Below are 19,281 nucleotides of genomic sequence, written 5' to 3' on the forward strand. Positions count from 1 at the left end.
GCGCTCCCTACCCTCCGCCTGATGCCCCCCGGCCCCGCCTACGACATCCTCGCCCTCGATCTCGACGGCACCCTGCTCGCGCCCGACGGCACCGTCAGTCAGCCCAACCGCGACGCCGTCCGTGCTGCCCGCGCCGCCGGCATCGCGATCCTGCCCTGCACCGGACGCGGCTTCAACGAATGCCGCCATGTCCTCGCCGCCATCGAGCACACCGGACCCGTCGCCGTCGCGGGCGGAGCCATGCTCGTCGATGCGGCCAGCGGCACAACCCTTCATCGCTTTGCCATGAACCCGGCCATCGTCGCCCGCGCCGCCGAGGCCATCGTCGCCGCCGGGCACGCGGCTCTGGTCCACAAGGATCGGCATGCGGCCGGCTATGACTATCTCGTGGTCAACGGCCACGACCAGCGCGCGCTCGACCCGGTCAGCGTCTGGTGGTTCGAGACGCTGCGGATCACCACCCGCACCGTCGCCACACTCGAAGGCGACGAGCACCCCCAGCTGAGCGTGCGCGTGGGCCTCGTGGCCGACGCCGCCGACAGCCTGCGCCTGATGATGACCCTGCGCGAGCAGCTCGACCAGAGCGCGATCATGCACTCGTTCGCCGCCGTCGTCGGCAGCGGCACCCGGCGCGACGTGCACGTGCTGGAAATCTTCGACGCCCGGGCCCACAAGTGGTCGGCCGTCGAGTGGTTCATCGCCGACATCGCAGCGCGCATGCCCACAGCGCCCGCCCGCAACGGCTCGGGCCCGCGCGTGGCCGCCATCGGCGATCACATCAACGACCTGACCATGCTGCGGGCCGCCGACCTGGGCATCGCGATGGGCAACGCCGACCCGGCGGCACGCGACGCGGCCGATGTCGTCACCCTCTCCAACACCGACGACGGCGTGGCCCACGCCATCGGACAGATCCTCACGGGCGCGTGGTAGGCTTTGGCAGGAGCAGGCACCGTGCAGACCGCCAGCCAGATCAAGGCCATGCTCCAAGCACGCGGGCTGCGGCCGCGCAAAGCCCTCGGGCAGAACTTCCTGATCGATCAGAACCTGATCCGCAAACTCGTCGAGGCAAGCGGGGCTGGAGCGGGCGACACCGTCCTCGAAGTCGGGCCCGGCACCGGCACGCTCACCGAAGTTCTGCTCGAACGCGGCTGCCGTGTCATCGCGTGCGAACTCGATCGAGACCTGTGCGCCCTGCTGCGCGAACGCCTCGGGGCCAACCCCAACTTTTCGCTCATCGAGGGCGACTGCCTGGCGGGCAAGCGAGCGCTCTCGCCGCACCTGGAAGCCGCGCTGGGCGATGGGCCCTTTTCGCTGGTGGCCAACCTGCCCTACGGTGCCGCGACGCCCCTGCTGCTGATCCTGCTCACACGCCGGCCAGCGTGCAGCGCGATGCATGTGACGATCCAGCGCGAAGTCGCCCAGCGCCTGGCTGCCGCGCCGGGCACCGAGGCCTACGGCTCGATCAGCGTCATCGCCGCCGCCGCTGCCACCATCCAAACCATCGCAACGCTCCCACCCGAGTGCTTCTGGCCCCGGCCCGGTGTCGAGAGCGCGATGATCTCCATCCGCCGCACCAATCCCGAGGTTGTCGCGGGCACCATTGACCTGCCGCACCTGGCCGATCTCTGCCAGACGCTCTTCACCCAGCGGCGCAAATACATCCGCGCGGCCTGCCGCAACCTCGACCTGACCCTGCCTGAGGGGGTTGACCCCACCCGGCGCGTGTGCGAAATGACACTCGCCGACTTCATCGCGCTGGCACAGGCCGCCAAAATCTGATAGGCTGAGCATGGCATGGGGAGCGATTCGTTGGGCAAGGACGCGCACGATCAGCACGAGGCCCTGAATCCCGATGTGGCCGATGCGCAGGACCTGGCCCACGAACTGGCGCCCGTTCTGCGACAGACGTGCAGCGGCTGCCTCGGGCCCATCTCGTGGTTCCGCTCGACATGGCAGCACGGCGGGGCCGCCACCGGATACGCCGACTGGACCAACGCCACCGGCCAGACCCAGCAGGTCGTCGTCAAACTCCCGGTGGGGTTCACCGAATACTTCTGGACCACCCGCCTCAGTCAAGGCGACACACAGGGTTCCACACCTCGCGTCATCGCCAGCGGCGACGCACTGGGCCATTACGATCTGGCCTGGCTTGTCATCGAACGCATCGCGGGCAAGACCCTGGGCAGCGACCTGGCTTCGGAACGGGTGATGGCGCTCCTCCACGCGGCCGCCGACCTGCACCGCCGGGCTGCTTGCGTAAGGCAGGTCAGCGACCGCGACACCCCAAGCCCCCCGAACTGGGGTCAGATCATCGGGAAAGCCCGCGAGGCGGTGGTTGACAACCACATCCCGCACGAACAACGCTGGACCGACGCCCTCAAACGCGTCGGACGCCACGTCGAGAGCCTTGTGGCGCAGTGGCGGATGAGGACGATCGACACCTGGTGCCACGGGGATCTGCACCCCGGCAACGCGATCGTCGATGGCCAGGACCGACTCGTGCTCATCGACCTCGGCCTCGTGCACGCCGGGCACTGGGTCGAGGATGCGGTCTACCTCGAACGCCAATACTGGGGACACGCGGACTTTCTCCATGGCGTCAAGCCGGTCTCGGCCATGGCCAGGATCAGACGAACGCTGGGATTGGAACTTGGTGAGGATTATTCCCGCGTTGCCGACCTGCGACGGCTGCTGATGGCGGCATGCGTTCCGGCGTTTCTGGGGCGAGAGGGCACGCCGGCCTATGTCGAGGCGGCTTTGGGCATCGTTGAGAGACTTTCGGCCTCCCTGCTGCGTTGAGCGGGGGAATCGGCTATCCTTGGGAAGAAGTCGTGGCAGCGGGAAAGTGGTCTGAAGAGATCGCCCGATGCCCGATGGTTCACCAGTCCGACGTCAGGGTCGATCGACCCGGAAGGAAACGCCATGGACCAATTGGACAAGTTGCAGCAGACCATTGCCGCGATCCGCGAGGATTACAACAAGGCCAAGGGTGGAAACAAGGCTGCGGGCACCCGGGTGCGCAAGGCCATGCAGGACGTCAAATCTCAGGCCCAGGTGATCCGGGCCGAGATGCTCGAGAACCGCACCGAAGGCTGAGTAACGTGCATGTCGATCATGTCTGAACAGACCAGGAACCGCGCGGTCCGATTCGGGCCTTTTACGACTGTGGTGCAGTCCAAGCTGCTCTTCGCGCTGGACAATGTCGATCCCAGCGGGTGTGCTGCCGATGCCGACGGCATTGCCCGTGTCAATCCTCATCGCCACGAGATGTCGCTGCTTGACCGCGTGGTGTGGCACTCGCCGGATTACACGCTGGGCGTGGGGATCAAGCACCTCCGTCACGACGAGTTCTGGGTGCGGGGGCACTTTCCCAGCCGTGCGATGTACCCCGGCGTCCTCATGATCGAAAGCGCTGCCCAGCTCGCCTGCTTCCTGTACAATTCCAGACAGGACAAGCCGAAACTTGCCGCGTTTCTTCGGCTCGATGACGCTGCATTCCGCCACAGCGTCGAGCCGGGACAGACACTCATCCTCCTGACCAAGGAGGTCAAGTACAGCCCCCGCCGGTTCGTCACCCGCACGCAGGGAATCGTCGAAGGCGAGATCGCGTTTGACGCGCAGATCACCGGCATGTCGCTTGGCGATGCGCCCGACATGTGAACCGCGCGCCAGGGCCGCGCGATTCGTGCAGGCCCCGCCACAATCACCTATGATCCAGCGATGAATGCAACACACGCTATTCGATGCCTCGTGCTCGCCCTTGTGTGCATGATCGGATTCGAAGCCCTGGCACAAATCGACGAGTTCGGTCTCGATCAGAACGAGTGGGCTCGAACAGGCTCAGTGCCCATTGACCCCGATGTGGCCGAAGCCCGTCGCCTGCTCGCTCTCGATCAGCCCGCCGCTGCTCTGGCCTTGCTCAACACCTGGATCGACACCCACAAGTACACCAGCCACCCAGACCTGCCCGAAGCCTATCTGCTCCGCGGCGATGCCAAAAACGCCAAGAATGACGAGTACGAAGCCCTCTACGACTATGAGGTCGTCATCAAGCAGTTCTATGGATCCGACGCGTTTCCCAAGGCCGTCGAACGCGAGTTTGAAATTGCGGTTCGCTACATCAACGGCCTGCGCAGGTACTGGCTTGGCCTCTTTCGCGTGCAGCGGGCCACATCGCTGGGCGAAGAACTTCTGATTCGCGTGCAGGAACGCATGCCGCAGAGCCAACTCGCCGAAATTGCCGCTCTCGAACTGGCCGATCACTATTACAAGCAGCGCGACATGCGCATGGCCGCAGATATGTACGGCATCTTTGTCGAAAACTATCCCCAGAGCGAACACCGCGTATACGCAGGGCTGCGACAGATCTTCTCCAACATTGCGTCCTTTAAGGGTCCTCGCTACGACCGCAGCGGTCTGATCGAGAGCCAGGTTCTCATCGAGCGGTTTCAGGCTCGCTACCCCGCCGATGCCGAACAAGCGGGCATCACAGTGCAGTTGCAGACCTGGATTGATGAATCCGCCGCGAACCACCTTCTCGACACTGCCGTGTGGTATCTCAAACGTCGCGATGAAGCGTCCGCACGTTTCGTGCTCCGCCGCGTGATCCGCAATCACCCGGGCTCGACCGCCGCTTCTCAGGCCGCAGACATCATGCTCAAGCGCGGCTGGCTTGAAACAGCCCCAACCGAACGCAGCACCGACACCAACCCGGAGACCACGGACGATGTTGAGCAGTAAGTCCGCCTCCATCGCGTTGGCACTCGCATTGGGTACCTTGGGGGGGTGCAGCGCCGACCCCAGTAAAGGGTACAGCTGGACTTCGACTTACAGCCGCGACATCGCGTCCGTGTCGGTTCCCATATTCAAGAACGAAACATTCGCCACCGGCCTCGAGACGCAGTTGACCGACAGCGTCATCAAGGAAATTCAACGCACCACACCCTGGGTTGTCACCCCAGATCGATCAGCAGACACAACCATCCTCGGCACAATCACGAATATCGAGTTCAGCCGACTGACCGCAACCCCCGGAACCGGCTTGGTCCTCGAACAGGTGGTCTCCATCGAAATCGACTTTGACTGGATTGACAACCGAACGGGCACACCCCGCGTATCGCGGGAACGCATGAGGGCAGCCACCATATTCGTCCCGACTCGCACGACCGGAGAACGCGCCGAGACAGGGCAGCGTGACGCTGTCGCAGAGTTGTCTCGCGCCCTCGTTGCCGAACTTCGCTCGAACTGGTGAACCCCAAAACCGTATAACAAGGCAAGGGCGACGCTACAGCCCGGTCGATTCGATGCGTACGAAAGCCTAGCGTAGGGTACAGTTTGCTACACACCTGCATTCGGTCGAAGCAGAACCGGTGCGTTGACCTAATGAACGATTGAACAATGATGAGGCACAGAAAAAAGATAAGTAGTAACCCGAGGTTCAAACTCGATATGGCCGGGGGCGAGCCCAGCAAGGGAGGCGACGGCCCGGTCCAATCGGGAGGCAACGGCCCCAAAGACCCTAAGGCCCCCACCACCGCCACAGGTCCCAGCCGAAACGGGCTGTTCGGGTTCATCACGGTCATTCTCCTGATCGTGATGCTCGTGATGTTCTTCAGCCAGTCGCAGAGCGGAAACCGCATTTCAATTCAGGAACTGGTGGCTCACATCGAAAGCGGGGATCTGGTTCCCAACACGCAGATCATCGTGCGTGATGACGCCATCATTGCCGAGATCAATCAGCCTGAGAGTCGTACCAGCCGCCAGACCGTGACTGTCGCGATGAACTCTGCGACTAAGGAACTGACGGTTGGCAAACTTGACGAAGCCCTCCTCAAGAAAAATCTGACATACATCTCCAAGCCTCAGTCTGCAATGCTCCAACTGCTGCTGTTTTTTGGTCCGATCCTGCTCATCATGATCGTGATCTGGGTGCTGATCAGTCGCGGCTTGCGTGGAGCAGCCAGCGGAGGCGGTATGCTGGGCAACTTCGGCAAGAGTCGCCACCAGAGACTCACGAAGGAAATGACCGGCGTCACGTTCAAGGATGTCGCCGGTATCGACGAAGCCAAGGATGAAGTCCGCGAGATCATCGAGTTCCTGAAGAATCCGAAAAAGTTCACGCGCCTAGGCGGTCGCATCCCTCGCGGCGTTCTGCTCATCGGCGATCCCGGGTGCGGCAAGACCTTGCTCGCCAAGGCGATTGCTGGCGAAGCCGATGTCCCGTTTTTCACGATTTCGGGTTCTGACTTTGTCGAGATGTTCGTTGGTGTTGGTGCCAGCCGCGTCCGTGACCTGTTCAAGCAGGCCAAGGACTCTGCGCCGTGCATCATTTTCCTCGACGAGATCGACGCCGTCGGTCGTCGGCGTGGTGGAGGCTTCAGTTCGGGTGGCAATGACGAACGCGAGCAGACGCTCAATGCGATTCTCGTCGAGATGGATGGCTTCAGTTCCAGCGATGGCGTCATCGTGATCGCAGCAACCAACCGAGGCGATGTGCTCGACCCTGCACTCACACGCCCAGGTCGCTTTGATCGGCAGATCACCGTTCCCCTGCCCGATCTCAAGGGACGTCTCGAAATTCTGACGGTGCATGCCAAGAAAGTCAAGATGGGTCCGGATGTGGACCTCGAGCGTGTCGCGCGCGGCACCCCGATGTTCAGTGGCGCCGATCTGGCCGCGATCATCAACGAATCGGCAATCGCTGCGACCATGCAGAACAAGGATTTCATCGAGCACGAAGATCTCGAAGAAGCTCGCGACAAGGTGAAGTTCGGTCGTTCGGCCCGCAGCCGCATGCGCGACCGCGAGGAAAACCGCGCGACCGCTTATCACGAAGCCGGCCACGCAGTGCTCCAGGCCCTGCTCTCGGATGCTGATCCGCTGCACAAGGTGACGATCATCCCGCGCGGGCAGTCGCTGGGGGCAACATTCAGCCTGCCCGAAAAGGACCGCCTCGGCTATTCGAAGCGCTGGCTTCTGGCGACACAGCGTGTGATGTGTGGCGGGCGCATCGCAGAAGAGAAAGCCACCGGCGATGTCACAAGCGGCGCTTCGCAGGATATCGCGCAGGTGACGCAACTGGCACGAACCATGGTGCTCGACTGGGGCATGTCCGACCGGCTCGGATTCGTGCGGTATGCGCCGCTCGACTCGCGCGAAATGTTCCTGCCTGAGCGCGATTACTCCGACGACACCGCCAAGGCCATCGACCAGGAAGTTCGCAAACTGATCGATGAGGCGTATGAAGACGCGCGGCGACTGATCGAGGCCAACTGGGACAAGGTTGTCGCTGTTGCCGAATCGCTGCTCAAGCATGAAACGCTTTCGTCTGATGAAGTCGAAAGGCTCATGCGGGGTGAGCGGCTCAACAAGCCGAGCGTGGTCGAACTTCTGGAGGCCGAGCAGAAGCGAAAAGCAGCATTAACCACGCCAAAGCCGGAAACTCCCAGCGACGATGGAGAGCCGGATTTCCCATTCGTCCCTTCGCCGGCATAATCGTGCATGGCTCCTGACGCACGCAAGACAGAACTCGTCGGTATTGATTCGCACATCGACGCGGTCGAGGCTGAGATTGGTTTGTACGCCGATCCTGTGGTGTATGACATACTGCACACGCCGGGCACTGCCGACGAGTCCGCGGGGCTCCTGATCGCGGAGCGCTTCGGGCGCATCCCCGCAGACACGACCCGCTGCTGGCTCGAACCTGCGTGCGGGAGTGGTCGCTTGCTCAGGCTTGCTCGCTCTCGCGGGATCGACACCATCGGCTTCGACATCAATCAGGCAATGATCGAGTATGCATCAGCCCGTGCCAGACGCACGCAAGCGAATGCCCACGAGACGTACTTTACGGCGTCGATGACAGACTTTGCTTCGCAGGTTCACCGCCCAGTCACATTCGCATTCAACCTCATCAACACGATTCGCCACCTTGGATCTGACGAGGAGATGTTCGCCCACTTCGATGAAATCAGTCGCGTTCTCGCGCCGGGAAGCGTGTACTGCGTTGGCGTTTCGCTCTCGCAGTATCAACTCGAGCAGCCGAGCGAGGATGTCTGGCAGGCCACGCGCGGGGAATGCACCGTCAGGCAGGTCGTGCAGTATCTCCCGCCGAAAGAAGGCCGCGTCGAGCAAGTCATCAGTCATCTCACGATCGAGCGCTCTGGCAGCGAGGAAGCACGAACCAGCACCTACACGCTGCGCACGTATTCTCACGAGGAATGGTTTGATCTGATCGCACGCAGTTGCATGGAAGTCGTCGAGGTCCTCAGTCCGTGGGGAGAGGTCATGCCCCAGCGGGACTTTGGCTACATGCTCTTTGTGCTCCAGCCGAAACGGTCAGTCGATCAGTGTTGACTGGTTGAGCCGGGTTCCATCCTCTGGAATCGTGAGGCTCGTAGCGACGCGCGATCCGACAAGAGTTGATGCACCATTGGGCAGCACGAACGTTCGACGAACTGATCGCCCCGGCGCGAGATGAGCAACCGAGGCAGCCTCGCGCGGGTATCCAGGAGCCTGCGACGACACTCGAAATGAGATCTGTTCAGGCCCCGTGTTGAGCACATCCACATCGATAAAGACATGAGGTCCGCCCGGATCGAGGCCGTAGCGGTACGATGTCTGCATGCGCAGTTCCGGCACGCCGATCTCAAACTCGCGTGCAACGCGGATGAGGCCGTACTCCTGTTCGGTCGTGAGTTCAAAGTCGAAGATGAACTGACGCGCGCCCGATTCCTCAAACGGACTGAAGGCGATTGTGATCGGCAGATGCACTTCTTCGAACGCATTGAGACTGAACGGAATCACACGCGGCAGAATGCGCCATGTGCGATCGATCGTGCCCTCTGGAGAGCTGTATCCGCCCGGCTCAATGACGTACAACTCGCCACGAATCGGTACGCCCCATGGATTGCGCAGTAGGAGTGCGTGTTCATGCTCCGTGTTTCGCGCGCTGATCAGTGGCGGTTCGAGGCGAAGACTGCTCAGGAATCGCACGAGATTCGAGTCCACCCCTTCAATGAAGATCGGAGAAGAGGTGACGGCAACCCGGTGAAACACAAGTCCCGTATCGGTGGGCTCGATCGGTTCGAGCGAACTGCTATTGCCGAAGATATCGACGATGCGCATTTCTCCGCGTCCAAGCAGGAGTTCGATGACGCCTGAGCCACTCGTGTACGGGTCTGCCCAGACTGCCAGTGCTGAGCCTCGGTCATTTGGCGCGCCGTTGCGTGGTGCAAGAAGCACCGCACGAATGCCATCTGCAATATGAATATCCGTTGAACCCGAACGGTCGGCCAGTCGCTCGATAAGGTTGCGCCACACCGCGAGTTCGGCACGCGGCATAAGTCTTGGCCTGCGATGTGTGCTCCAGTACCACGGCTCAATGATCGCCAGCCCACCACCACGCCGATCGAGTGAGTCGGTTCGAGGTCCGAGCGCTGCCCAGGCTTCGATCGCACGCCGAGCGAAGTTGTCGGCTGCAAAACGTGCACTGACGAGGTCGGTATCGAGACAATCGAGCACGATCTGCATCGCTCGCTCTTCGTTGCCTGAGGATTGTCCGCGCATCCAGTATGATCCGAGGTCGGCCAGCCCCGACTCCGGCACTCCGGTCGCGACAAGCAGCGCCTTGCGTCTCTGGTCATCGAGATCGCCAGCCCGTTCAGCAACTTCCGCAGGCCATGGAATCGAGAGTTCAGACTCGGGAACCAACCTGCGAAACTCCGCCTCGATCGTCCTGAGAATCGCAGCCAGATCAGGGCGTGCGATCGCCTGCTCACTTCCAATCGCCCCGATCTGCCACTGATGAACAAACGGGCCAAGGCGATCAAGGACGGGCTCCATCGCGGCTCCCCATGTAGCGATGGGCTGAGCAAACATGGAGATGACCGCGTCGGAGTCCAGTTGTAGCGATTCGGCCATGCGCGGCGGCAGACGATCAATCGCGAGTGTTACCTGCAGCCACTTGTCGCGTAGCGTTCGAACTGTTGCCAGCAACTGGTCAAGGTGCGTGCCAGACTCGCCTTCAGCTGTGCCTGGCCATGCGGGTAGTGTGATCGATCCGTTTCCACTCTTGATTGCGACATCGCCCACGCGCTCGAATGTCTTTGCATCAGCGTGAAGCACGGCGATCGAAAACCGGGCACGGTCTGAACTTCCACCACCGCCCAGATGCGATCGAATGGGCTGCCCGGATTCGTGGCTGAGTCCTTCCACGATCATGCTCGGCCCGAGGATCCAGACAAGATCCAGTGAGTCAGTACCCACAATCCGCTGATCGCGATCGACCACCTCGACCACAACGCGATACCACCCGAGCAATGTGATCGCAGGCTCCCACGAGCGAGCACTGCGCCCGGACTCAAACCCGAACTCAACGTGATCGACGAGCAACCCGTCGGCGTCATGCACACGAATACGAATCGAGAGCTCATCCCCGGTCAGGTCGCGCAGTTCAACGTCAATGCTGGGGCGCTTGGGGTATACCACAACCTGACTGGTTGAGTTCGATGCCAGTTCGATGCGCGGCATCTGGATAACCATGATGTCGTCGAACCACGCAGCACCCGCGACATCCTGAAACGTGACCAGTTCCGCAAAATTGAATGTCCGCTTTTGGTAGTGCTCGGATTGGAGTACCTGAAGCTCGAGTTGCAAGTAGGCAGCATCGCGCCCAATTACGACCAGATCGACCAACGTCCACTGGCCGTCGGTAGAAACCAAAGGCGTGCGCACTTCGGTGGACTCTACCACATTCCCGTCCTGATTCAGCAGGCGAGCCGTGATGCAGGCGCGTGCATGCTGCAGATTCTCGGTACGAATCCATCCCGTCACCCTGTAGTCTGCTCCTGGCATGACGCTCATCGCACCAGGCTTGAGAAGCAAACTGGCGCTGCCCCCTCGAACCGGGAGCTTGACCGATGCGGATCCCGAGCGAGCGACGGACTTGTCAAACTCCCCCCCGTTCCAAATTGGAAACCCAGGGCGAATTCGAGGGACAAGCGGATCATGCTGGGCGCGAACCCAGTTGAGGGGAATCGGGAGCGGATTGTCTGGTTCTTCAAAGTCGAACATTCGAACGACGCGCTCGGCGGATCGCGGGCGCTGTACTGCTTCTGGCTGAACGAAGTGCGCAGCGATTGAAGGCGCAAGCATTGCGCTCATTGTCAGCCCAAGGAAACTATGAACCTGATTCATCGGTGGGAATATCGGCGAGCCGACGAAGGTAGGTCCAGAGACCGTGTCGACGTACATGCCTCGTGATCGGAAATTGCGCAATGAACAAAAAGGCGAGGCCACAAGATATCATGCGATCGAACACCGAACTGGGGTACGTAGTTCCTATAGGTGCCCCTCATGTGCCTTTGAAGCAGGAACCTCCGAAGGGCTCGGCTGAGGACGAGGCCCGGGTGTTCTACGAGCGCATGAATCTGCGGCGTACGGTGCGGACATTCAGCAATGAGCCTGTGGATCGCGAAGTCATCGAATGGTGCATTCGGGCTGCGGGAACAGCCCCGAGCGGCGCAAACAAGCAGCCTTGGCAGTTTGTCGCGGTGTCGGACCCAGCCATCAAGCGACGTATTCGACTCGGTGCGGAAGAAGAAGAACGGATGTTCTATGAATCACGTGCGTCGGAGCGATGGCTCGAAGATCTGAAGCAGCTTGGGACCGATGCTGACAAACGATTTCTGGAAATCGCACCGTGGGTAGTTGTGATTTTTGCACTCAAACACACGAGTGATGGCGGACAGGTTTATTACGCGCAAGAGTCGGTGGGAGTTGCGACGGGTCTGTTTATAGCGGCTTGTCATCACGCGGGTCTTGCGACACTGACACACACGCCAAGCCCGATGGGGTTCTTGCGAGAAATCCTCGATCGGCCATCGAACGAGAAGCCCTACCTGCTCATGCCTGTTGGGTATCCAACCAAGGATTGCGTGGTGCCAGCGATAACCCGCAAATCGCTCGAAGAGATCAGCACATTCATGTGAGCCTCGTCTCGCCTCACATGCGTTCGACCGTGGGCAGACCGAGCACATCAAGGCCATCAGCAAGAACGGATGCGACAATCGAGCAGAGCCGCAAGCGTGAAGCCTGCAACTGCACAGAATCAGCCCGGAGCACCGGGCACCGATCGAAAAACGCGCTGTACGCCGAGGCAAGATCAAAGAGATAGGCGCAGAGTCGATGCGGTTCGAGAGCATCGGCTGACGCCTGTACGACTTTCGGATAGCGCAAGAGTTCGAGCGCGAGCGTTTTCTCTTCAGGCTCAGAAATGATGATGACTGCCTTGGGATCGAGAGTGATATTCTGCTCAGACGCCTTGCGAAAGATGCTGCGTACACGCACGAGCGCATACAGGAGGTACGGCCCGGTGTTGCCCTCGAATGCCAACATGCGATCGTAGTTGAACGTGTAATCCTTGACGCGATCATTCGAGAGGTCGGCGTACTTGATGGCTGCGATGCCGACAGCCTCGGCGACAGTGGTCTGCTCGACGGGGGAAAGATCGCGGCTTCGCTCACGGACCGCAGCAGTCGCTCGTTCGATTGCTTCATCGAGCAGATCAGACAAGCGGACGTTTTCGCCTGAGCGCGTTTTGAATGGCGCACCGTCGTCGCCGAGTATCGTGCCGAAAGCTGCGTGCTGGAGGTGAGCGGGCTCGGCTCGATCGGGTTGCTGGGCGTATCCGGCGCGAACTGCCGCACCAAAAACCTGCTTAAAGTGCAGTGATTGACGGATATCGACACAGTACACGACCAGATCGGCTTTGAGTTGCTGCACACGCCGACGGATGGCAGCGATATCGGTGGTCGCGTACAAGAAGCCGCCGTCGCGCTTACGAATAATGCAAGGTTCCCCAATGCCTTCGACGCGCACAATCACCGCGCCGTCGGATACCTCGGCAACCTTACGGTTCAGCAGGTCATCGACAATTGGGGCAAGTTCATCGGCATAGGAAGACTCGCCAGCCGAGTGTTCGAGAGTGATGCGGGTATGAAGCCGAACACACGCACGCATGCATTCCTGCATGGTGATGTCGTAGATCCTTTGCCACATCGCGCGAACTCGTGGGTCGCCGGATTGCAAGGCTACGAGTGTGCGCTTCGCACTGGCAAGGTTTTCGTCTGCCTCGGTGTTGATGGCATCAAGTTCCGCGAGGAGTTTGGCGTTTGCGCCGTGGCGTGCAGCAAAGGCACTGGCTCGGTGCTCGCCGCGGCAGGCGGCCTGGGCTGCCTTGTACCACGTATCGAGATCGGTCAGTGTGAACTGCTGGTTTGCTTCGAGTGTGCGGAGCAGGCGGTCGGTCACCATGGCTATGGGAAGCCCCCAATCGCCAACATGATTCTGGCGCATGACGTGGTGCCCAAGTCGTTCAAAAAGACGTGCGATGGTGTCGCCGATGACGGTCGAGCGGATGTGCCCCACATGCATCTGCTTGGCGAGGTTGACGCCACAGACATCAACAACAACCGTGAGTGGCGGCTGCACGGGTTCAAGGCCGAGCGATGCCTGCTCGAAGTGTGTCAGCAGATCGGCCAGCGCGCTCGACTTGAGGCGGATGTTGATGAATCCTGGTCCTGCAATTGAGGCTTCGGTGAGCGGCTCGGCGATATCGGCAACATCGAGATGCTCGATCAATCTCATAGCGATCTGTCGAGGATTCGCACCAATTTTCTTAGCCAATGGCATTGCTGCATTGGATTGAAAATCGCCAAACTGAGGCTGGCGTGAGGCGCTGATGAGCGGCTCAGCCGTTCCCGCCAGTTCTGGAAAGGCTTGTCTGAGGGCATGGGTGAAACGCTCGGTCAGAATCGCGAGAGGGTCGAATGTTGCCATAAGCCGAGTGTAGGACGATCAGTAGGCTGCCCTGATCTATGATTCTCCTCTACGTGGGCTTTGACGTCGAGTGAGGCTTTGTCAATGGCAGATTCGCAGCACATGGTGATTCGCATCTCTCGCAGCAAGCTGGGCGAGGCATTGACACTGCGTGTGCATCCCGATGGCACAGTGGAAACCCCCGCGGGATCGCGTCTGGCCATGGGTGAGACATGGAATGCGGACGGCGTTGAGCTGCGAGTTGGGGCGGATCTCTCGGAGCGCGGCGGGCCCTGGTCAGGGCCGGAGTTGCTCATCATGCAAAGCGAGCGCGATAGAACGATTCGCATGCGGTGTCCGCTGCCGAACGCTGCCGGCGCGACGCTGATGCTGGGTCGAAGTCGCCGTGCGTGCGATATCGTGGTGTCCGATGAGCATGTCTCGCGGGTGCACCTGAAATTGCAGGTCGGCGAATCCGGGCACACGATTGAGGATATGGAAAGCAAATGGGGAACCTTGATCAATGGCAAACGTCTGATTGGGCGTCACAATCTGACACATGGCGATGAGATTCGGATTGGAACCTCGCTGCTCAAGTACTTGCTGAACTGGGACGGAGGCCAACCAGAACCGATGCCGGAAACAGCATTGACATGGGCGGGTGGTGCCGAGCCGCAAATGGCCAGCCGCGTGGCGCCGAGAGACAGGGTGGAGCAACTGCCGAGTCGGGCGAGTGGTCGCATGCCGAATGTTGTGCCGCCGATGGTGCGAGAAAGCGTGCCGCCACTCTGGATTGGCGTGGGTATCGGGCTGATCATCGCGTTGATTGGAATGATCATGTACACAGTGGTTACGCTGCTCTGGCCGACGGCTTGAATGCCAGCGGGTTGAGATGTCCCTCAATGTGCAGTTGGCCGATTGTGATGCCAAACGTGCGACTCACGCGCGTGGTTCGGGAATAGGTTTTCCGTGCGGATCAAGCAGCGAAGGCATCAATGGCAATGCCGATTCATCGAGCGGAATGTGCTCAAGTTTTTCGGCAACATCGTGCACATGATCGGGACGCAGGCCGGCCCTGTCGACGAGATAGGCTTCCCAAAGGCGGTGCTTGCGCACGATGCTCGCGCCTTCGCGCAGTCCTGCCTCAGTCAGGGCTATGCCGCTTGACATCTTGACGATAAGCCCACTGCGTTCGAGCTCGACGAGTAGCGATTCAAGATGGTCCGAATTATAACGCCATCGCTCTGCTGCAACCGCGAGCGACGAAGTGCGTTGGCCCGACTCATGCTCGCGATACAGAAACGCCAGCAGATCATCGCGGCGAACTCTCGATGCGAGCCGGCGCGTGTTCAACGCACGAGCAATCAACCCGCGCGAAGGCGAGAACACTATAGCGAGCACGAGAAGTACGCCGAGCATGGTTGTCATCATTCCGGATGCGTTGAGATCCACCGGAGCTCCAAGTGCGATCGGCACGAAAACAGCTGTGGTATAGCCTCCGAGACTCGCAAGCACCGCAATCAGAGCGCTGACTGCGATCTGCGGTGCGAGGCGTTCTGTGAGTAGTCGTGCTGTCGCTGCAGGCCCTATCAGCATAGCAATTACGAGAATCGAACCCACAGCCTCGAACGCAGCGACCGTTGTGGCTGCAACGAGGAGCATGAGCAGTACATGCATGATGCCTGGAGAAATGCCCTGGGCAGATGCGAGTTGAGGGTCGAATGCAGCGATGCGCAGTTCCTTGTACATGACGAACACAAAGCTCACCACGACTGCAAGCGTTACAGCGAGCACATGAACTTGCCTCGGAAGCAGCCAGACTACACCAGGATCAAGCAGGTCGCTCCACGACATGGTTGATGCCCAGTTGAGCGATTGAAGCTGACCGTGCAGAACACAATCCGCATCGAGGTCGATTCGGTCGGCTGCGACCTGATGCATGAGAAGGATGCCAACTGCGAACATGATGGAAAATGCAACACCCATAGCCGCGCCAGATTCGACACGCCCTGCCCGCCTGATGAGTTCGACGAGGAGAACCGTGATTAACCCGGCGATCAGTGCACCTATAAAGACAGGAATCGGTGCACGCGATGATGTCAGGAGAAATGCCACGACGATACCCGGGAGGACTGAATGCGAGATCGCGTCACCCATAAGGCTCAGCCGACGGAGCACAAGAAAATTACCCAGCAGGCCACAACTTAATGCCGCCAGGAGACCCGCCAGAATCGGCACGAGATCAAGAGAAACAAAGTCGCTCATGCCGAAACCTCGTTGGCTGCAAGATCGGATTCGAGTCGCTCGATCATGTCGCTTGAGAGTATGTGTTCGACCTGATCGACAGACCAGTCGACATGAGATGGAGCGACATCAGCAAATGTGATGAGGTACTGCTCCCAGAGGCGATGGTTGCGAGCGACGCGGCGACCGCGTTCAAGCCCGCGCGATGTCAACGTCAATCCACTCGGCTGACGCTTCGCCAGACCGGAGAGACACAGATACACCCCGATAGCGCGGCCGGATAGGCCTGAACGCGCTGGAGAAACTGCGTCATTGCTAACCATGGATTCAAGTGCGTGATCGGCAGCAAATCGCGTGGCCTGTCGCACACGACGTAAGGACGCGGGCACTATGCCACGTGACGGTGCCATGAGGAGCGACAGAATAAAGAGCACGCCGGCTGTGAGCACAATGATGGCTCCTGCCGGACTGCGTGGGACTGCTGCAGAGATGGCCGCGCCCACGTACCCACTCAAACCTCCGATGCAGCCCGCAAGTATGACCATGACGCCGATCGAGTTCGTCCAGAGTCTTGCCGCTGCAGCCGGGATGATGAGCATTGCGACAATGAGGATGATGCCGACAGCCTGAAGCCCGGAGACGGTGACAAGCACGACCAGCGCCATGAGCACCATGTCGATACGACGCACAGGCCATCCTGTCACTGCAGCAAAGGGCTCGTTGAAGCACAGAATCGTGAACTCCTTGAAGAGCAGCAGGCACACGATGACAACCGACAAGAGCACAATCGCCATAGTAATTGCATCAGGTTGAGTCATTGCAGCGGTTTGGCCATAAATTAAGTGGCTCAGTCCACCGGCAGGCGTGCTGGCAATGCGCGTTGCCAGATCGAGCAGCACGATGCCAACGCCGAAAAACACACTGAGCACCATGCCGATGGCGACGTCATCGCGCAGGCGCGTTCTTCGTACGATCTGTTGCACACACCAAACTCCAAGAACGCCGCTGATGGCTGCACCGATGAGCAGCAGTGCCACTGCGCGCGCGGAGCCACCCAAAGCGTCGGCAATCAGAAACGCGAGACAAATGCCTGGCAGTGTCGCGTGCCCAAGTGCGTCGGCCATCAGTGTGCGGTTGCGCAACATCGCAAAACTGCCAACAAGTCCTGCTGCTACACCGAGCATTCCTGCAGCGAACATGACGTACGAGGCGTTATGGGCTCGACCGAGAAAGACCAGATGCACTTCGCGAAGCGGAAGTATGAGTTGGTCTGCAAGTTCGGCCAATGCTTCGAACATCAGTCCACCCCGCTGCTGCGTGCGACTGCTTCACTGGCCTGACTCAGCAGGGTCAGGCGACCGCCATACGTTCGGTGAAGGTTGGCAGATGTCATGGTGCTTGACACTGGTCCAGCAGCCACCACGCGCATGTTCAGGAGAATGCAGTGTTCGAAGTAATCGTTGACCGTCTGGATATCGTGGTGCACGCAGATGACCGTTTTGCCCGTTGCTCGCAGATCTCGCAAGACTTCGATGATCGCACGCTCGGTGGCTGCATCAACGCCCGCGAAGGGTTCATCCATGAAATAGAGATCCGCTTCCTGCGCCAGTGCCCTAGCGAGAAAAACACGCTGCTGCTGCCCGCCGGAGAGTTGACTGATCTGCCTTCCCGCGAGATCAGCCAGACCCACTCGATCAAGGCACGACGTCGCGAATGTTTTGTGTGCCCGCGAGACGGGGCGAAACCAGCCAATCTTTCGATATCTTCCCATACAAACCACATCAAGTACCGAGACTGGAAAATCCCAATCCACGCTCTCACGTTGCGGCATATATCCGATTCGTGATCGCGCGTCACGAAGAGACTGCCCCCAGAAAGCCACTTCACCCGTAGCGCGAGGAACGAGACCCAGACATGCCTTGATGAATGTGCTCTTGCCGGCACCATTCGGCCCAACAATAGCGATGAGCGACGCGGACGGCGCGTCATAGTCCACATCCCACAGCACAGGCTTGCGATGGTATGAAACCGTCATGGCGTGAATAGTGAGTGGGCTTGCAGCAGAATGCTCCGGACGAGCGATGACCCGCGCGATTGCCACATCGGGCACCGCCTGAGCACGAGCACTCTTCGTCCCGCTCTTGGTACTCATGGGATCGCGACCAATCTGCCGTTGGCACCTCCCGGTGGAACCACGCCTCCAAGCGCTCGAGCGATCGTCGAGACATTGTGATCGATCATGCCGACGTAGGTACCCTCGTAGGTGCCACGCCGACCCATCGCGTCTGAAAATAGTTCTCCCCCGATACGAACAGTCTTGCCGCGTGCCCGAACCCCGGCAACCAAGGCCTCAACATTGCGTTCAGCGACAGTGGACTCGACAAACACGGCTCCGACATCACGCTCCACAATCATGCGCACCAGCGACTCGATGTGGCGTACTCCTGCTTCGGAGTCGGTGGAAATGCCTTGAATCCCGACAACTTCAAACCCATAGCGACGACCAAAATAGCCGAAAGCGTCGTGCGCAGAGATCAGAATTCGTGCCGACTCTGGTACCGACGCAAGCACTCGCTCGGCGTAGTCGTGCACATGCTGAATCTGCGCCACCACATCGGCTGCATTCAAGCGATACACATCGGCTCCGCCCGGATCGAACGCGATCAAGGCATCGCGCACGACCTCAACAGCCTTCATCCAGGCCAAGGGATCCATCCAGACATGCGGATCGGCGTGCCCCTCGTAGCCTTCAGGCTCGATGAGTTCTCTTTCGTCAATCAGTTCCGTCACAGCGTGAACCGGTTTGCCGCTCGATGCGACGCGAACCAGAGTGTCGGTCATCTTCCCTTCGAGCAGAAGCCCATTGTAAAAGACAATATCCGCATTCATGAGCGCAGCAATATCACTTCGAGTTGGCCTATAAAGATGAGGATCAGTACCGGGAGACACCAAGCCTTGAACCTGAGCCCGATCCCCGGCGACGCGCTCAACAATGTCCGTAATCATTCCTATCGTGGTCACGACACGATATCGGTTTTCTGCGGCATCGCGCTCCGACTCTGGACCGCGACGGCTGCACGCTGTGAACAGCACGAGTACCGCCATCCCCAACAGGGCCACAATGCGCCGTGTATTCACGAACCGCGTGAACTCTGAACTGACCATCACCTTGCTCCACAACGGGCGGGTTGCGCCGCCACTCGAAACCCCGCTAATGTA

At 60.0% G+C, this 19,281-nt stretch carries 17 protein-coding genes; 11 read left to right on the forward strand and 6 right to left on the reverse strand.

Translation table 11 applies throughout. The annotated features are described in order from the left end of the window. Positions 1–21: 21 nt before the first annotated feature. The 9 genes from KF757_07935 (at position 22) to KF757_07975 (ending at position 8,355) form a co-directional block, all read left to right on the forward strand. Positions 22–933, forward strand: coding sequence for an HAD-IIB family hydrolase (locus tag KF757_07935; protein ID MBX3322904.1), 912 nt, complete (start codon positions 22–24; stop codon positions 931–933). Positions 934–954: 21 nt separating this feature from the next. Beyond that, positions 955–1,782 carry a ribosomal RNA small subunit methyltransferase A gene (gene rsmA / locus KF757_07940; GenBank protein ID MBX3322905.1) on the forward strand — a complete coding sequence of 276 codons (828 nt, stop codon included), beginning with the start codon at positions 955–957 and terminating at the stop codon, positions 1,780–1,782. 15 nt (positions 1,783–1,797) lie between these two features. After that, the gene (locus tag KF757_07945) at positions 1,798–2,802 is read left to right on the forward strand and encodes a phosphotransferase (protein ID MBX3322906.1); all 1,005 of its coding nucleotides are present in this window, start codon (positions 1,798–1,800) and stop codon (positions 2,800–2,802) included. Positions 2,803–2,925: 123 nt separating this feature from the next. After that, complete coding sequence (locus KF757_07950; GenBank protein ID MBX3322907.1) at positions 2,926–3,099, forward strand: hypothetical protein; 174 nt, start codon at positions 2,926–2,928, stop codon at positions 3,097–3,099. 18 nt (positions 3,100–3,117) lie between these two features. Continuing rightward, a complete protein-coding gene (locus tag KF757_07955) occupies positions 3,118–3,663 on the forward strand; it encodes a hypothetical protein (protein MBX3322908.1) in 546 nt (181 codons plus the stop codon). Between the two features lie 60 nt (positions 3,664–3,723). Next, positions 3,724–4,743 (forward strand): outer membrane protein assembly factor BamD, encoded by a 1,020-nt coding sequence (gene bamD / locus KF757_07960; protein ID MBX3322909.1) that lies wholly within the window; start codon positions 3,724–3,726, stop codon positions 4,741–4,743. Further along, complete coding sequence (locus KF757_07965; GenBank protein ID MBX3322910.1) at positions 4,730–5,254, forward strand: hypothetical protein; 525 nt, start codon at positions 4,730–4,732, stop codon at positions 5,252–5,254. Before bamD ends, KF757_07965 begins: the two co-directional genes overlap by 14 nt. Positions 5,255–5,400: 146 nt before the next feature. Continuing rightward, positions 5,401–7,497, forward strand: coding sequence for an ATP-dependent zinc metalloprotease FtsH (gene ftsH, locus KF757_07970; protein ID MBX3322911.1), 2,097 nt, complete (start codon positions 5,401–5,403; stop codon positions 7,495–7,497). A gap of 6 nt (positions 7,498–7,503) precedes the next feature. Further along, a complete protein-coding gene (locus KF757_07975) occupies positions 7,504–8,355 on the forward strand; it encodes a class I SAM-dependent methyltransferase (GenBank protein MBX3322912.1) in 852 nt (283 codons plus the stop codon). Here KF757_07975 and KF757_07980 read toward each other — a convergent pair. Continuing rightward, entirely contained in the window at positions 8,338–10,854 is a 2,517-nt protein-coding gene (locus tag KF757_07980) for a hypothetical protein (GenBank protein MBX3322913.1), read from the reverse strand. The two genes, KF757_07975 and KF757_07980, sit on opposite strands and share 18 nt — an antisense overlap. Positions 10,855–11,357: 503 nt before the next feature. On the opposite strand from KF757_07980, the gene KF757_07985 reads away from it, so the two are divergent. Continuing rightward, the gene (locus KF757_07985; GenBank protein MBX3322914.1) at positions 11,358–11,990 is read left to right on the forward strand and encodes a nitroreductase family protein; all 633 of its coding nucleotides are present in this window, start codon (positions 11,358–11,360) and stop codon (positions 11,988–11,990) included. Between the two features lie 13 nt (positions 11,991–12,003). Here the strand turns inward: KF757_07985 and argS are convergent, their stop codons facing one another. Continuing rightward, positions 12,004–13,839, reverse strand: coding sequence for an arginine--tRNA ligase (argS, locus tag KF757_07990; protein MBX3322915.1), 1,836 nt, complete (start codon positions 13,837–13,839; stop codon positions 12,004–12,006). A gap of 84 nt (positions 13,840–13,923) precedes the next feature. On the opposite strand from argS, the gene KF757_07995 reads away from it, so the two are divergent. Then, the gene (locus tag KF757_07995) at positions 13,924–14,694 is read left to right on the forward strand and encodes an FHA domain-containing protein (GenBank protein MBX3322916.1); all 771 of its coding nucleotides are present in this window, start codon (positions 13,924–13,926) and stop codon (positions 14,692–14,694) included. Between the two features lie 63 nt (positions 14,695–14,757). On the opposite strand, the gene KF757_08000 is transcribed toward KF757_07995, so the two are convergent. From KF757_08000 to KF757_08015, 4 genes are read right to left on the reverse strand one after another with little or no spacing between them, the layout of a single operon-like run. Continuing rightward, entirely contained in the window at positions 14,758–16,083 is a 1,326-nt protein-coding gene (locus tag KF757_08000; GenBank protein ID MBX3322917.1) for a metal ABC transporter permease, read from the reverse strand. Then, positions 16,080–17,360 (reverse strand): metal ABC transporter permease, encoded by a 1,281-nt coding sequence (locus tag KF757_08005; protein MBX3322918.1) that lies wholly within the window; start codon positions 17,358–17,360, stop codon positions 16,080–16,082. The genes KF757_08000 and KF757_08005 overlap by 4 nt, the downstream gene beginning before the upstream one ends. Further along, complete coding sequence (locus KF757_08010) at positions 17,360–18,214, reverse strand: ABC transporter ATP-binding protein (protein ID MBX3322919.1); 855 nt, start codon at positions 18,212–18,214, stop codon at positions 17,360–17,362. The genes KF757_08005 and KF757_08010 overlap by 1 nt, the downstream gene beginning before the upstream one ends. Further along, the gene (locus KF757_08015; GenBank protein MBX3322920.1) at positions 18,211–19,227 is read right to left on the reverse strand and encodes a zinc ABC transporter substrate-binding protein; all 1,017 of its coding nucleotides are present in this window, start codon (positions 19,225–19,227) and stop codon (positions 18,211–18,213) included. Before KF757_08015 ends, KF757_08010 begins: the two co-directional genes overlap by 4 nt. Positions 19,228–19,281: the final 54 nt, after the last annotated feature.

The organism is Phycisphaeraceae bacterium (genome assembly GCA_019636795.1).
Taxonomy (GTDB): Bacteria; Planctomycetota; Phycisphaerae; order Phycisphaerales; family UBA1924; genus JAHBWW01.

Excerpts from the sequence above, each read along its gene's own strand:
- KF757_07995 (MBX3322916.1), top strand. The coding sequence starts at position 13,924 with ATGGCAGATTCGCAGCACATGGTGATTCGCATCTCTCGCAGCAAGCTG.
- bamD (MBX3322909.1), top strand. The coding sequence starts at position 3,724 with ATGAATGCAACACACGCTATTCGATGCCTCGTGCTCGCCCTTGTGTGC.
- KF757_07935 (MBX3322904.1), top strand. The coding sequence starts at position 22 with ATGCCCCCCGGCCCCGCCTACGACATCCTCGCCCTCGATCTCGACGGC.
- KF757_07955 (MBX3322908.1), top strand. The coding sequence starts at position 3,118 with ATGTCTGAACAGACCAGGAACCGCGCGGTCCGATTCGGGCCTTTTACG.
- KF757_07965 (MBX3322910.1), top strand. The coding sequence starts at position 4,730 with ATGTTGAGCAGTAAGTCCGCCTCCATCGCGTTGGCACTCGCATTGGGT.
- KF757_08015 (MBX3322920.1), bottom strand. The coding sequence starts at position 19,227 with ATGGTCAGTTCAGAGTTCACGCGGTTCGTGAATACACGGCGCATTGTG.
- KF757_08005 (MBX3322918.1), bottom strand. The coding sequence starts at position 17,360 with ATGTTCGAAGCATTGGCCGAACTTGCAGACCAACTCATACTTCCGCTT.
- KF757_07975 (MBX3322912.1), top strand. The coding sequence starts at position 7,504 with ATGGCTCCTGACGCACGCAAGACAGAACTCGTCGGTATTGATTCGCAC.
- KF757_07945 (MBX3322906.1), top strand. The coding sequence starts at position 1,798 with ATGGGGAGCGATTCGTTGGGCAAGGACGCGCACGATCAGCACGAGGCC.
- KF757_07980 (MBX3322913.1), bottom strand. The coding sequence starts at position 10,854 with ATGCCAGGAGCAGACTACAGGGTGACGGGATGGATTCGTACCGAGAAT.
- KF757_08000 (MBX3322917.1), bottom strand. The coding sequence starts at position 16,083 with ATGAGCGACTTTGTTTCTCTTGATCTCGTGCCGATTCTGGCGGGTCTC.
- ftsH (MBX3322911.1), top strand. The coding sequence starts at position 5,401 with ATGATGAGGCACAGAAAAAAGATAAGTAGTAACCCGAGGTTCAAACTC.
- KF757_08010 (MBX3322919.1), bottom strand. The coding sequence starts at position 18,214 with ATGAGTACCAAGAGCGGGACGAAGAGTGCTCGTGCTCAGGCGGTGCCC.
- argS (MBX3322915.1), bottom strand. The coding sequence starts at position 13,839 with ATGGCAACATTCGACCCTCTCGCGATTCTGACCGAGCGTTTCACCCAT.
- KF757_07950 (MBX3322907.1), top strand. The coding sequence starts at position 2,926 with ATGGACCAATTGGACAAGTTGCAGCAGACCATTGCCGCGATCCGCGAG.